Annotated in this window: 13 protein-coding genes; 11 read left to right on the top strand and 2 right to left on the bottom strand. The window is 74.0% G+C overall.

Annotated elements, in window-relative coordinates:
* Positions 1 to 188 precede the first annotated feature (188 nt).
* Both OIM89_RS06585 and thiD read left to right on the top strand, forming a co-directional pair.
* Entirely contained in the window at positions 189 to 1,169 is a 981-nt protein-coding gene (locus OIM89_RS06585) for a thiamine-phosphate kinase (protein WP_030699271.1), read from the top strand.
* 374 nt (positions 1,170 to 1,543) lie between these two features.
* Entirely contained in the window at positions 1,544 to 2,368 is an 825-nt protein-coding gene (thiD, locus tag OIM89_RS06580; protein WP_175458032.1) for a bifunctional hydroxymethylpyrimidine kinase/phosphomethylpyrimidine kinase, read from the top strand.
* A gap of 304 nt (positions 2,369 to 2,672) precedes the next feature.
* Here thiD and rpmB read toward each other — a convergent pair whose 3' ends face one another.
* Entirely contained in the window at positions 2,673 to 2,858 is a 186-nt protein-coding gene (gene rpmB / locus OIM89_RS06575) for a 50S ribosomal protein L28 (RefSeq protein WP_003951095.1), read from the bottom strand.
* Positions 2,859 to 3,088: 230 nt separating this feature from the next.
* Between rpmB and OIM89_RS06570 the strand changes: the two genes are divergently transcribed.
* The 9 genes from OIM89_RS06570 to mutM all read left to right on the top strand — a co-directional run bounded on the left by OIM89_RS06570 (position 3,089) and on the right by mutM (position 12,342).
* Complete coding sequence (locus OIM89_RS06570) at positions 3,089 to 4,828, top strand: DAK2 domain-containing protein (RefSeq protein ID WP_264491064.1); 1,740 nt, start codon at positions 3,089 to 3,091, stop codon at positions 4,826 to 4,828.
* Between the two features lie 78 nt (positions 4,829 to 4,906).
* Complete coding sequence (recG, locus tag OIM89_RS06565) at positions 4,907 to 7,111, top strand: ATP-dependent DNA helicase RecG (RefSeq protein ID WP_195730305.1); 2,205 nt, start codon at positions 4,907 to 4,909, stop codon at positions 7,109 to 7,111.
* A gap of 66 nt (positions 7,112 to 7,177) precedes the next feature.
* Positions 7,178 to 7,765: a 16S rRNA (guanine(966)-N(2))-methyltransferase RsmD gene (gene rsmD, locus OIM89_RS06560; protein WP_003951098.1), complete on the top strand. Its 588-nt coding sequence runs from the start codon at positions 7,178 to 7,180 to the stop codon at positions 7,763 to 7,765.
* Between the two features lie 26 nt (positions 7,766 to 7,791).
* Entirely contained in the window at positions 7,792 to 8,271 is a 480-nt protein-coding gene (gene coaD, locus OIM89_RS06555; RefSeq protein WP_191835076.1) for a pantetheine-phosphate adenylyltransferase, read from the top strand.
* Between the two features lie 124 nt (positions 8,272 to 8,395).
* Positions 8,396 to 9,535: a cell division initiation protein gene (locus OIM89_RS06550; protein WP_264491063.1), complete on the top strand. Its 1,140-nt coding sequence runs from the start codon at positions 8,396 to 8,398 to the stop codon at positions 9,533 to 9,535.
* Positions 9,536 to 9,833: 298 nt separating this feature from the next.
* Positions 9,834 to 10,403: a YceD family protein gene (locus OIM89_RS06545; RefSeq protein WP_008406290.1), complete on the top strand. Its 570-nt coding sequence runs from the start codon at positions 9,834 to 9,836 to the stop codon at positions 10,401 to 10,403.
* A 2-nt stretch (positions 10,404 to 10,405) separates the two neighbouring features.
* Positions 10,406 to 10,579: a 50S ribosomal protein L32 gene (gene rpmF, locus OIM89_RS06540; protein WP_003951102.1), complete on the top strand. Its 174-nt coding sequence runs from the start codon at positions 10,406 to 10,408 to the stop codon at positions 10,577 to 10,579.
* 19 nt (positions 10,580 to 10,598) lie between these two features.
* Positions 10,599 to 11,381: a ribonuclease III gene (gene rnc / locus OIM89_RS06535; protein WP_030699276.1), complete on the top strand. Its 783-nt coding sequence runs from the start codon at positions 10,599 to 10,601 to the stop codon at positions 11,379 to 11,381.
* A 100-nt stretch (positions 11,382 to 11,481) separates the two neighbouring features.
* On the top strand, positions 11,482 to 12,342 hold the full coding sequence (gene mutM, locus OIM89_RS06530; protein ID WP_030699277.1) for a bifunctional DNA-formamidopyrimidine glycosylase/DNA-(apurinic or apyrimidinic site) lyase: 861 nt from the start codon (positions 11,482 to 11,484) through the stop codon (positions 12,340 to 12,342).
* 84 nt (positions 12,343 to 12,426) lie between these two features.
* Here mutM and OIM89_RS06525 read toward each other — a convergent pair whose 3' ends face one another.
* Entirely contained in the window at positions 12,427 to 13,416 is a 990-nt protein-coding gene (locus tag OIM89_RS06525) for a CAP domain-containing protein (protein ID WP_175458036.1), read from the bottom strand.
* Positions 13,417 to 13,469 lie beyond the last annotated feature (53 nt).

Raw genomic sequence — 13,469 nt, 5'->3', positions numbered from 1 at the left:
GACCGCAAACGGGACGCGGCGTCCGGGGGACGCGAGGGGGCCGGTGCCGCCCCGGCGCCCGGTGCGCGGCGGCGCCCCGGGACCGGGGACGATGGGGGAGCGGGACGGGGCCGGGGCGCCGGCACCGCACGGACGGTTCGGTACGTGACCGGTCTCGGCCGGCACTTGACACGAGAGGTGGGCGCGCGGTGAAAGGCACTGTGGGCGAGCTGGGGGAGTTCGGGCTCATCAGGGAGCTCACGTCCCGGCTCACCATGACCCCGGCGGTACGGATCGGCCCCGGCGACGACGCCGCCGTGGTCACCGCGCCGGACCGGCGGGTCGTGGCGAGCACGGACATCCTCCTGGAGGGGCGGCACTTCCGCCGCGACTGGTCCACCGCCTACGACGTGGGACGCAAGGCCGCCGCGCAGAACCTCGCCGACATCGCCGCCATGGGCGCGGTGCCCACCGCGATCCTGCTCGGCCTCGTCGTCCCCGCCGAACTCCCCGCCGCCTGGCCCGCGGAGCTGATGGACGGGCTGCGCGACGAGTGCCAGGTCGCGGGCGCCGCCGTGGTCGGCGGCGACGTGGTGCGCGGCGACACCGTCATGGTCTCCATCACCGCCCTCGGCGACCTGCGCAACCACGAGCCCGTCACCCGCGCCGGGGCGCAGCCCGGGGACGTCGTGGCCGTCACCGGGTGGCTGGGCTGGTCGGCCGCCGGGTACGCCGTGCTGTCGCGGGGGTTCCGTTCGCCGCGGGCCTTCGTCGAGGCCCACCGCCGCCCCGAACCGCCGTACCACGCGGGCCCCGCGGCGGCCGGGCTCGGCGCCACCGCCATGACCGACGTGAGCGACGGCCTCATCGCCGACCTCGGCCACATCGCCGAGGCGAGCAAGGTCCGCATCGACGTCGCCTCCGGCAAGGTCGACATCCCGAGCCAGATGAACGACATCGGCCAGGCCGTCGGCGTCGACCCCCTCCAGTGGGTCCTCACCGGTGGCGAGGACCACGCCATCGTCGCCACCTTCCCCTCCGACGTGAAACTCCCCGCCCGCTGGAAGGTCATCGGCGAGGTCCTCCACCCGTCCGCCCTGCCCCGCGTGACGGTCGACGGGGCGCCCTGGACCCACAAGGGCGGGTGGGACCACTTCGGGGAGGCGGGGAGCGGGGGGATCGAGGGGTGAGTCGAGGGGGAATCGAGGGCTGGTGGGGCTGGGTTCGTGGGGCGGGACGGGCTCTCGGGGCGGGCGCGGGGTACGTGCGGTGCACGCGTGAGACGTGTACGGAGTGACGGCGCGGCGTGGGGGTTACATGTAGGGGGTGGCGGCGCGGCGGGGGTGTGACACGGGGCCAGATGTAGGGGTCTGCGGGGCGGCGTTGCCCTTACCGACGGGGCGGGGTGGCGCGCGGCGAGCGCGGCGTACGGGGCGCTGCGAGCCCGTCGTACCGGGTGGGCGGCATCGTTCGGCGCCCCGTGTGAGCGGCCTCGTCCGGGGCTCCGTCGCGGCGCCCGGCCCCGGGACCCGGGGCGCCCCGGAGCCCGGCTAGATTCGGCCCCATGGACATACCCCCGCGCCCCCGCCGGGTGCTCACCGTCGCCGGTTCCGACTCCGGTGGCGGCGCCGGCATCCAGGCGGACCTGAAGACCATGCTGGCCCTCGGCGTGCACGGCATGAGCGTGCTCACCGCCGTCACCGCGCAGAACTCACTCGGTGTCCAGGGCGTCTGGGAGCTCCCCGACGAAGCGGTCCGCACCCAGTACCGCAGCGTCGTCGACGACATCGGGGTCCAGGCGGTCAAGACCGGGATGCTCTCCTCCGCTTCCCTCGTCGCGACCGTCGCCGAACTCCTCGCGGCGACCGAGGCCCCCGCCGTCGTCGACCCCGTGGGCGTCTCCAAGCACGGGGACTCCCTGCTCGCCGAGTCCGCCCTCGACGCCGTACGCCACCGCCTGATGCCGGTCGCCACCGTGGCCACCCCGAACCTCGACGAGGTCGCCCAGCTGACGGGCGTGGAGGTCCACGACGAGGCGGGCATGGCGCGGGCCGCCGAAGCGGTGCTCGCCCTCGGGCCCACCTGGGCGCTCATCAAGGGCGGCCACCTGTCCGGCGACGCGGTCGACCTGCTCACCGACGGCACCGAGACCCACTGGTACCGCGCCCCCCGCCTCGACAACCGGCACACCCACGGCACCGGCTGCACCCTCGCCAGCGCCATCGCCTCCCACCTCGCCCTCGGCCACCCGGTCCCGCAGGCGGTCGGACTGGCCAAGGAGTACCTCACCGGCGCCATCAGGGCCGGCTTCGCGCTGGGCGCGGGGATCGGGCCGGTGGACCATGGGTGGCGGATCGACGCGGCGACGAAGGGGAGCGTGGGGGAGTAGTTCGTGGCCCACGCCGGGCGGGCGACGTGGCCCGCCCCGTGCGGGGCGCTACGTCGCGCGCGACCTGCGGTTTTACCGGGCGGCGGGGCGACGGGGCGCGCCCCGTCGCCCCCGCCCCGAGCGGCGCCCCCGGCTCAGCGAACCCGTACCCACCCCAGACGCTCACCCGTACCCGGACAGGCAGAAGGCCGGTTCATCCGAAGATGAACCGGCCTTCGAGCAGCAAGCCTGGTGGCCGCGCCAGTGCGAGACGTCCACGCGAGAACCGGGTTGCCCCCGCTCGGAGCGGGGACACCGCTCGCGATTAGCGCGAGACCTTGCCGGCCTTGATGCACGAGGTGCAGACGTTGAGCCGCTTCGGCGTCCGACCGACCACGGCACGCACGCGCTGGATGTTGGGGTTCCAGCGACGGGACGTACGGCGGTGCGAGTGCGAAATGTTGTTGCCGAAGCTCGGCCCCTTGCCACAGACGTCGCAGTTGGCAGCCACGGGTCACTCCAAAGACTTCAGATGCACTTACAGTGAAATCCCGGCATGCCGGGATCAGTAACTGATTGGCGCTGCCAGGGGGATAAGCCCGACTCTCATCGGGCAACTGGAGAAGCATACAACGGCCGCTCCTGCCCGACGAAACTACCACGGGCGGCGGAGCCCCCGCCCCCGCCCACCAGGGCCGTCGGTCTACGCTGCGGGCAGTCCAGCCGCACGAGGAGGCGCAGGTGCCCGAGCCGGAAGGGGAGCCCGCAGGGTCCCCGCCCCCCGCCCCGCATCCGCGTCCCCCGCACCGCAGAGGCGGCCTGCTCGACGCCCCCGCCGTCCGCCGCTGGTGCGCCCTCGCCCTCGACGCCCTGGGGCGCGCCCGCGAGGAGATCGACGCCATCAACGTCTATCCGGTGGCCGACGGCGACACCGGCACCAACCTCTACCTGACCGTGGAGTCCGCCTCCCAGGCGGTCGAGGCCGTCTTCGCCGCCCACGAGACCGGCGCCACCCGGCCCGCCCTGTCCGACGCGTTTCGCGCCATGGCCCACGGGGCGCTCATCGGGGCGCGCGGCAACTCCGGCACGATCCTCGCCCAGCTGCTGCGCGGCATGGCCCAGGTCCTCGCCACGCCGGGTGACGAGGCTCACGCGGCGTACGCCGACGGCCCGCTCCTCGCCCGGGCCCTGCGCCGCGCGGCGGACTCCGCCTACGGCGCCGTGGCCCACCCCGTCGAGGGCACCGTCCTGACCGTCGCCACCGCCGCCGCCGACGGGGCGGACGCCGCGGGCGCGGCCGACTGCGCGGTCGTCGCCCGCGCCGCCCACGACGCCGCGCTCGCCGCCCTCGGCGAGACGCCCCGGCACCTCGCGGTCCTCGCCCGCGCCGGAGTGGTCGACGCCGGCGGCCGCGGCTTCGTCACCGTCCTCCACACCCTGGTCGAGGCCCTCACCGGCGAAGCTCCGGCCCGCCCCGTCCCCCGCCCCCCGGGCGCCCTCGTCGCCCCGTGCCCCGCCGCACCGGCCGGCCACGCCCCCGGCGAGGCCGCCACCGACAGCCCGGCGTACGAGGTGATCTACCTCCTGGACGCCGAGGACGCCGCCGTGGACCGGCTGCGGGGCCGGCTCGACGCGCTCGGGGACTCGCTCGTCGTCGTCGGCGGGGACGGGCTGTGGAACGTCCATGTCCACGTGGACGACGCGGGGGCCGCCGTCGAGGCCGGGATCGAGGCGGGGCGGCCGCACCGGGTCCGCATCACCCACTTCGGCGCCCAGGCCGCCGCCCGCCCCGACGCCGCGCAGCCGCCCCGCGAACGCGCCCCCCGCGCCGTCGTCGCGGTCGTCCCGGGCGACGGGCTGGCCGAGCTGTACGCGCAGGGCGGCGCCACCACCGTGCACGCCCGCGCCGGGGAACCCCCCGCCAGCGGCGAACTGGCCGAGGCGATCCGCCGGGCCCACGCCCACGAGGTCGTGCTGCTCCCCAACGACCCCGAGTTGCGGCACACCGCCGCCGCCGCGGCCGAACAGGCCCGCGGCGACGGCATCCGCGTCGCGCTCATCCCCACCCGCTCCGCGGTCCAGGGCATCGCGGCGCTCGCCGTCCACGAGGGCGGCCGCCGCTTCGACGAGGACGTCGTCGCCATGACCTCCGCCGCCGGCGCCACCCGGCACGGCGAGATCTCGGTCGCCGAACGGCAGTCCTGGACCACCGCGGGCATCTGCCAGGCGGGCGACGTGCTCGGCCTGGTCGACGGCGACGTGGCCGTCATCGGCACCGACCTCACCGACACCGCCCGCACCGTCCTGGACCGGATGCTCTCGGCCGGCGGCGAGATGGTCACCCTCGTCCTCGACGACGAGGTGCCCGAGCAGGTGGCCGACCTGCTCGAACGGCACGTACGCACCCGTCACCTCGCGGTGGACACCGTCGTCTACCGGGGTGGTCGGCAGGGCTCGCCGATGCTCATCGGGGTGGAGTAGCGGGGGAGCACCACACGTCGACGTTGAGCGGTGGTCGGGCCCGGCCCCTCGCGCCGATTGTCAGCCCCGTGGTGTGCAATGGACCACGTGCCCGCGCTCGATGAGAACCTGAAGAAAGTAGTCGGCCCGCCCACCGCGAAGGTGATGGCCGACCACCTCGACCTGCACACCGTCGGGGACCTCCTTCACCACTACCCACGCCGTTACGCCGAGCGCGGCGAGCTGACCACCCTCGCCGACCTCCCGCTGGACGAGCACGTCACCGTGGTCGCCCAGGTCTCCGACGCCCGCGTGCACACCTTCAACGCCGGCCGCGGCAAACGGCTCGAGGTCACCATCACCGACGGCAGCGGCTCGCTGCGCCTCGTCTTCTTCGGCCGGGGCGTACACAAGCCGCACCAGGACCTCCAGCCGGGCACCCGGGCGATGTTCGCGGGCAAGGTCTCCGTCTTCAACCACCGCCTCCAGCTCGCCCACCCCGCCTACCAGCTCCTGCGCGGGGACGGCGCGGAGGACGTCTCCTCGTGGGCCGGGGCCCTCATCCCGCTCTACCCGGCCACCGCCAAACTCGAGTCCTGGAAGATCGCCAAGGCGGTCGACGCGGTCCTCCCCAGCGCCGACGAGGCCCTCGACCCGCTCCCCGGCTCGCTCCGCGAAGGCCGCGGCCTCGTCCCGCTCCCCGAGGCCCTGCGCAAGATCCACCGCCCGCAGAGCCAGGCCGACGTCGCCCAGGCGCGGGCCCGCCTCAAGTGGGACGAGGCGTTCGTCCTCCAGGTCGCCCTCGCCCGCCGCCGCCACGCCGAGGGGCAGCTCTCCGCCGTGCCCCGGCGCCCCGCCCCCGAAGGGCTGCTCACCGCCTTCGACGCGCGGCTGCCGTTCACCCTCACCGAGGGCCAGCAGAAGGTCTCCCGCGAGATCTTCGACGACCTCGCCACCGACCACCCCATGCACCGTCTCCTCCAGGGCGAGGTCGGTTCCGGCAAGACGATGGTGGCGCTGCGCGCCATGCTCGCCGTCGTCGACTCCGGCGGCCAGGCCGCCATGCTCGCCCCCACCGAGGTCCTCGCCCAGCAGCACCACCGCTCGATCACCGAGATGATGGGCGACCTCGCCGACGGTGGCACCCTCGGCGCCCCCGAACACGCCACCAAGGTCGTCCTGCTCACCGGCTCCATGACAGCCGCCGCCCGCCGCAAGGCCCTGCTCGACCTGGCCACCGGCGAGGCCGGCATCGTCATCGGCACCCACGCCCTGATCGAGGACACGGTCCAGTTCCATGAACTGGGCCTGGTCGTCGTGGACGAGCAGCACCGCTTCGGCGTCGAGCAGCGCGACGCCCTGCGCGCCAAGGGCCACAGCAAGGAGGAGGCCCGCACCCCGCACCTCCTCGTCATGACCGCCACGCCCATCCCGCGCACCGTCGCCATGACCGTCTTCGGCGACCTGGAGACCTCCGTCCTCGACCAGCTTCCCGCCGGACGCTCCCCGATCTCCACCCACGTCGTCCCCGCCCAGGACAAACCGCACTTCCTCGCCCGCGCCTGGGAACGCGTCCGCGAGGAGGTCGAGAACGGCCACCAGGCGTACGTCGTCTGCCCGCGCATCGGGGACGAGGAGGAGGGCGGCACGAAGAGCACGAAGAAGAAGGCCGCCGACGAGGGGGACCGGAGGCCGCCGCTGGCCGTGCTGGAGGTGGCCGAGCAGCTCGCCGCCGGGCCGCTGGCCGGACTGCGGGTCGAGGTCCTGCACGGCCGCATGGCCCCGGAGGACAAGGACGACGTGATGCGCCGCTTCGCCGCCGGCGAGGTCGACGTGCTGGTCGCCACCACCGTCATCGAAGTCGGCGTCAACGTCCCCAACGCCACCGCCATGGTGATCATGGACGCCGACCGCTTCGGCGTCTCCCAGCTCCACCAGCTCCGCGGCCGCGTCGGGCGCGGCTCCGCCCCGGGGCTGTGCCTCCTGGTCACCGACATGCCCGAGGCCGCCCCCGCCCGCGCCCGTCTCGGCGCCGTCGCCGCCACCCTCGACGGCTTCGAACTCTCCCGCATCGACCTCGAGCAGCGCCGCGAGGGCGACGTCCTCGGCCAGGCCCAGTCCGGGGTCCGCTCCTCGCTGCGGATGCTCGCCGTCATCGAGGACGAGGAGATCATCGCCGAGGCCCGCGAGGAGGCCACCCGCACCGTCGCCGAGGACCCGGAGCTGGCCGGCCTGCCCGCCCTGCGCACCGCCCTCGACTCCCTGCTCGACGAGGAGCGCGAGCAGTACCTCGACAAGGGCTGACCGGCCGCCCCGGCCCGTACGCCATATCGTGGACCCCGGCCGCACCCCCAGCCCCGAAGGACTCAGATGACCCGCGTGATCGCCGGCACCGCCGGCGGACGCCGCCTCGCCGTACCGCCGGGCACCGGCACCCGCCCCACCTCGGACCGGGCCCGCGAAGGGCTCTTCTCCACCTGGCAGTCGCTGCACGGCGGGCCGCTCGACGGGACCCGGGTCCTCGACCTCTACGGCGGCTCCGGCGCCGTCGGCCTCGAAGCGCTCTCCCGGGGCGCCGCGCACGCCCTGATCGTGGAGGCCGACGCCCGCGCCGTCCGCACCATCCGCGACAACGTCCGCTCCCTCGGCCTGCCCGGCGCCGAGGTCCGCGCCGCCAAGGCCGCCCAGGCCGTCGCCGCCCCGCCGCCCGGCGCCCCGTACGATCTGGTCTTCCTCGACCCGCCGTACGCCGTGACCGACCAGGAACTCCGCGAGATCCTGCTCACACTGCGTACCGGCGGATGGCTCGCCGATGAGGCGCTCGTCACGGTGGAACGCGCCACCAGAGGGGGAGAATTCGGGTGGCCGGACGGATTTCACCCTGAGCGGGCCCGCCGCTACGGCGAGGGAACGTTTTGGTACGGTCGCGCCGCCTCTACGTGCGAAGACGCACGATGACCGGACCCGGGAGCGAGGGACTTCAGTTGCGCCGTGCCGTCTGTCCGGGGTCGTTCGACCCCATCACCAACGGGCACCTCGACATCATTGGCCGTGCCTCCAGGCTCTACGACGTCGTCCATGTGGCCGTCATGATCAACCAGTCCAAGAAGGGCCTGTTCGAGATCGACGAGCGGATCGAGCTGATCCGCGAGGTCACCGCCGAGTTCGGCAACGTCCAGGTCGAGTCCTTCCACGGCCTGCTCGTCGACTTCTGCAAGCAGCGCGACATCCCCGCCATCGTCAAGGGCCTGCGCGCCGTCAGCGACTTCGACTACGAACTCCAGATGGCCCAGATGAACATCGGCCTCTCCGGAGTCGAGACGCTCTTCGTCCCCACCAACCCCACCTACAGCTTCCTCTCCTCCAGCCTGGTCAAGGAGGTCGCGGCCTGGGGCGGCGACGTCTCCCACCTGGTCCCGGGGCCCGTCCTGGCCGCCCTCGGCGACCGCCTCCGCAGGAAGTGAGCCCCGCCCGCCGGGGACGGAGGGGAAGCTGACGCCGCCTCACCCGGTGTCCGCCGGGCGCCCGCCGGCCGTACAGTCGGTGCGTCCGACTTCCCAACATGGCACAGAGATTGGCGAGCACCCGGTGGACGTCCAGAAGAAGCTCGACGAGATCGTCGACACGGTCGGCAGCGCCCGGTCCATGCCCATGTCGGCCTCCTGCGTGATCAACCGCGCCGAGCTGCTCGCCCTGCTCGAAGAGGTCCGCGAGGCACTGCCCGGCTCCCTCGCGCAGGCGCAGGAGCTGATCGGCGACCGCGAACAGCTGGTCGAGCAGGCCCGCCAGGAGGCCGAGCGGATCATCCAGTCCGCCCACGCCGAACGCGGCACCCTGGTCTCCGGCACCGCCGTCGCCCAGCGCTCCCAGGACGAGGCGGACCGCATCCTCGCCGAGGCCCGCGCCGAGGCCGAGGAGATCCGCGCCCAGGCCGACGACTACGTCGACTCCAAGCTCGCCAACTTCGAAGTGGTCCTCACCAAGACCATCGGCTCGGTGGGCCGCGGCCGCGAGAAGCTCCTCGGCGCCGACCTCGCGGCGGACGACGGCCACGAGGACCCCGACGCCCCCGAGCGCAGCCACGACCCCGAGACGCTGCGCCGCCGCGCCGACGACTACGTCAGCGCCAAGCTCGGCGCCTTCGAGGCGGTCCTCGGCAAGACCCTGGAGGCAGTCGGCCGCGGCCGGCAGAAGCTCCACGGCCGCATCGCCACCGACGAGCTCGCCGCCCTCGGCGAACTCGGCGACGAGGCCGCCCAGGCCGCCACCAGCGACGCCGACTACCTCGCCGGCCTCGCGGGCCCCGCCACCCCGCAGCCCCCGGCCGCGACGCCCCCGGCACCCCCCGTGCCGGCCGCCCCGCCGGCCCCGCCGCAGGACCCGTACGCCGGCCAGGCCCCGCCCGCCGCCCAGGACCCGTACGGCTACGGCGCCCCCGCCCAGCAGGACGCCTACGCCTACCAGCAGCAGGAGTACGCCCCGCAGCAGGCCGCCCCGTACGGCTACCAGGACCAGCAGCAGCCCGGCGCCTACGGCTACGGGCAGCAGGGCGGTCAGCAGGGGTACCCGCAGCAGGGCTACCAGGCCCAGGGCGGCTACGACGCGGCCGGGTACGCCGTACCGCCGGTGCCCCAGGAGCGGCCCGCCAACGCGCTCGACGAGACCAGCCTCTTCGACACCAGCATGATCAGCGCGGAGGAGCTGCGCCGCTACGAACAGGGACGCTGACCGCCCGCCGGAGCCGGCGCCCCGGGCCCGATTGGGAGACGGCGGCCCGGTCCAGTATCCTGACTGTTCGGTCGTGCCTGTCCACGGCCCCGGCGGAACACCCGCGGGGGACCCGGCGGACTCCCCGGCGACGACGGACCGGGCCAGCAGGCCCGCAGGCCGTCCCCGGAGGCATCCGGCAGGACCGCATCCCCCACGATCTCGTGAACCGGAAGAAGGTAAAGCTCTGAACACGCGCCTCGACCACCGCAACCCCCTCGTGTTCGACACACATGAGCTGGGGCGGCGTCCGGGTGCCATGCAGCAGCTGAACCGCACGGTGCAGGCCCCGGGCTCCCCCGAGTTCGGAATCGAAGACGTCATCGGCGTGCCGGAAGGCTCGCCGGTGGAGATCGACCTCCGCCTCGAGTCGGTCATGGAAGGGGTCCTCGTCACGGGGACCGCCCGTGCCGCCGCGAAGGGGGAGTGCGTAAGGTGTCTGGAGCCGCTCGGGCTGGAGCTCGAAGCGGACTTCCAGGAGATGTTCTCGTACCCTGACGCCGCCGACCGGGGCCGCACCGCGGAACCGGGCGACGACGCCGAGGACGACGAGGACGTCATCCCGCTCGAGGACGGCATGTTCGACCTCGAGCCGGTGCTGCGTGACGCGGTAGTGCTCGCACTGCCCATGCAGCCGGTGTGCCAGGACGACTGTCCGGGCCTGTGTTCCCAGTGCGGGGCGCGGCTCGCGGACGATCCGGACCACCACCACGACGCCACCGACATCCGTTGGGCGGCATTGCAGGGACTCGCCGGGACCATCCAGGCAGGCGAGAAGGACGATCTGAGCGGCGCCGACCCCGGTGTCGACGAGAAGCAGGAGAAGTAGCCGTGGCTGTTCCGAAGCGGAAGATGTCGCGCAGCAACACGCGCCACCGCCGGTCGCAGTGGAAGGCTGCGGTCCCCACCCTGGTTGCGTGCGAGCGCTGCCACGAGCCGAAGCAGCAGCACATCGCGTGCCCGAGCTGCGGCACCTACAACAAGCGCCAGGTCCTCGAGGTCTGAGCGGCTGGTGAGAGGCCCGATGTCTGAACTGTCCAACGCCAAGAAGGCGGACACCACGGCCTCGTCCCACACGCTTCTGGAAGGGCGGCTCGGGTACCACCTCGAGTCCGCCCTTCTGGTGCGTGCGCTGACTCACCGGTCGTACGCGTACGAGAACGGCGGCCTGCCCACCAACGAGCGGCTGGAGTTCCTCGGGGACTCCGTGCTCGGCCTGGTGGTCACCGACACGCTCTACCGGACCCACCCCGACCTGCCGGAGGGCCAGCTGGCCAAGCTCCGGGCGGCGGTGGTCAACTCACGTGCGCTGGCCGAGGTCAGCCGCGGCCTCGAACTCGGTTCCTTCATCCGCCTCGGCAGGGGCGAAGAGGGTACCGGAGGCCGGGATAAGGCGTCCATCCTCGCCGACACCCTGGAAGCGGTGATCGGCGCGGTCTATCTCGACCAGGGCCTCGAAGCGGCGGGCGAGCTGGTGCACCGGCTCTTCGACCCGCTCATCGAGAAGTCCTCCAGCCTGGGCGCAGGGCTCGACTGGAAGACCAGCCTCCAGGAGCTGACCGCGACCGAGGGGCTCGGCGTGCCCGAGTACCTGGTCACGGAGACCGGCCCCGACCACGAGAAGACCTTCACTGCTGCCGCCCGCGTCGGAGGCGTCTCGTACGGCACCGGCACCGGCCGCAGCAAGAAAGAGGCGGAGCAGCAGGCCGCCGAGTCCGCCTGGCGCGCCATCCGCGCCGCGGCGGACGAGCGGGTCAAGGAGGAGGCGGAAGCTTCGGCTCCGTCCTCCGACGCGGCCTCGGCCTGACCCGCCCGCACCGCCGGCCGTCCCCACCGGGGGCGGCCGGCGCACTGCTGTCCGGTGCGCCCCGTCCGGCGCGCACCTCGCGTGAGGGGAAGAAGCGCACGTGCCCGAGTTGCCCGAGGTCGAAGTCGTCCGGCGCGGACTTGAGCGGTGGATCACCGGGCGCTCCGTCGCCTCCGCCGACGTCCTGCACCCCCGCGCGGTCCGCCGCCACCTGGCCGGCGGCGAGGACTTCGCCCGCCGCCTGACCGGCCTGCGCTTCGCCGCCCCGCTCCGGCGCGGCAAGTACCTCTGGCTCCCCGTGGACGACGCGCCCTTCGCCGTCCTCGCCCACCTCGGGATGAGCGGCCAGCTCCTCGTCCAGCCCGGCGAGGCCCCCGACGAGAAGCACCTGCGGGTACGGCTGCGCTTCGCCGACGACCTCGGCACCGAGCTGCGCTTCGTCGACCAGCGCACCTTCGGCGGCCTCTCGCTCCACGACACCGGCCCCGACGGGCTGCCCGACGTCATCGCCCACATCGCGCGCGACCCCCTCGACCCGCTCTTCGACGAGGACGCCTTCCACCAGGCGCTGCGCCGCCGCCGCACCACCGTCAAGCGTGCCCTGCTCGACCAGTCCCTGATCAGCGGCGTCGGCAACATCTACGCCGACGAGGCCCTCTGGCGCAGCCGCCTCCACTACGACCGGCCCACCGCCACCCTCACCCGCCCTCGCTCGGCGGAGCTGCTGACCCACGTCCGGGCCGTCATGACCGCCGCCCTCGACGTCGGCGGCACCAGCTTCGACAGCCTCTACGTCAACGTGAACGGGGAATCCGGCTACTTCGACCGCTCCCTGGACGCCTACGGCCGCGAGGGCGAGCCCTGCGGCCGTTGCGGCACCCCGATCCGCCGCCGCCCCTGGATGAACCGCTCCAGCTACTTCTGCCCGCGCTGCCAGCGCCCGCCGCGGACGACGGGCTGACGCACGACCGGCTGACGCACGACGGCACCGGTCCCGCCCCGCAGGGCCGGACCGGCGCCGTCGTGCGTCAGCGTCTCTTCGCCGTCAGAAGCCGAAGTTCTGGGTCCACCACGGGCCGCCCTCGGCGAAGTGCACGCCCACGCCCAGGGTCTTGTAGTCGCAGTTGAGTATGTTCGCGCGGTGGCCGGGGCTGTTCATCCAGGAGTCCATGACGGACTGGGCGTTGGCCTGGCCCCGGGCGATGTTCTCGCCGCCGAGGCCGGTCACGCCGGCCTGCTCGGCGCGGTCCCAGGGGGAGTCCCCGTCGGGGTCGGTGTGGTCGAAGAAGCCGCGCGCCGCCATGTCCTTGCTGAACGCCGTCGCCAGCGCCTCCAGCTCGCCGTCGGCGGTGACCGGGGAGCACCCGGCCTTGGCCCGCTCCTGGTTGACCAGGGACAGCACGGCGGCGGCCGCGGAGGAACCGGCGGGGGTGGAGGGCGTGGCGGTGGGCCGCGAGGGGGCGGGCGCCTGCGTCGTCCGCGAGGGGGTCGGCGCCGGGGCGCTCTCCGGCGCACGCGAGGCGCTCGGCTGCTTCGACGCCGTCTCCTCGGCGTCGGCCTTCCCGGCGGCGTCCGGCTTCCCGGACTTCCCCTCCGCCTTGTCCTTCTTCCCGTCGGCCGAGGAGGACGGCTCGGTGCTCGGCCCGGCGGAACGGTCCGCGCCGCGGCTCGCGCCCTCGCCGGAGCGGCCGTCGGCGCTGCCGTTGGTCTCCAGGTCGCTGGGGCCGTCCGCCGCCTCGACGCGGCCCGAGGGACCCTCGCCGGTCACGGCGTAGCGGTCACCGGCGCCCGGCAGCAGTCCGGTCGCGACGGCCACGGCGCCCATGGCCACGGCAGCCGAGACGCCGAGCAGCCCGGTGCGCACCGGTACGGCGCCGCGCTTGGGCCTGCGGTGCGAGCCGGTCTCCGGGACCGGGGCCGGCTCCTGCCGTCCGTGGTACCCGGTGTCGTACGGCCGGGCGGACTGTTCCGGCCGCTCTGCACGTGCGGCGTTGCCGTTGGTCGCGCCGTGGGCGGCGCGGCGGTGGCGTCCCATGTACTGAGCCTTCCTTGGCCGGACGGTGAAGCGATCCCCGCACGATCCTCACT

Source organism: Streptomyces sp. BI87 (genome assembly GCF_025957665.1).
Classification (GTDB): Bacteria; Actinomycetota; Actinomycetes; order Streptomycetales; family Streptomycetaceae; genus Streptomyces; species Streptomyces albidoflavus.
The sequence above is the reverse complement of the archived record's forward strand: the minus strand, read 5'-3'. Positions and strand labels throughout refer to the sequence as shown.

Coding starts and splice junctions, on each gene's coding strand:
- recG (WP_195730305.1), top strand. CDS start 4,907: ATGGACCACGTGCCCGCGCTCGATGAGAACCTGAAGAAAGTAGTCGGC.
- rnc (WP_030699276.1), top strand. CDS start 10,599: ATGTCTGAACTGTCCAACGCCAAGAAGGCGGACACCACGGCCTCGTCC.
- OIM89_RS06525 (WP_175458036.1), bottom strand. CDS start 13,416: ATGGGACGCCACCGCCGCGCCGCCCACGGCGCGACCAACGGCAACGCC.
- thiD (WP_175458032.1), top strand. CDS start 1,544: ATGGACATACCCCCGCGCCCCCGCCGGGTGCTCACCGTCGCCGGTTCC.
- rsmD (WP_003951098.1), top strand. CDS start 7,178: ATGACCCGCGTGATCGCCGGCACCGCCGGCGGACGCCGCCTCGCCGTA.
- OIM89_RS06545 (WP_008406290.1), top strand. CDS start 9,834: ATGCAGCAGCTGAACCGCACGGTGCAGGCCCCGGGCTCCCCCGAGTTC.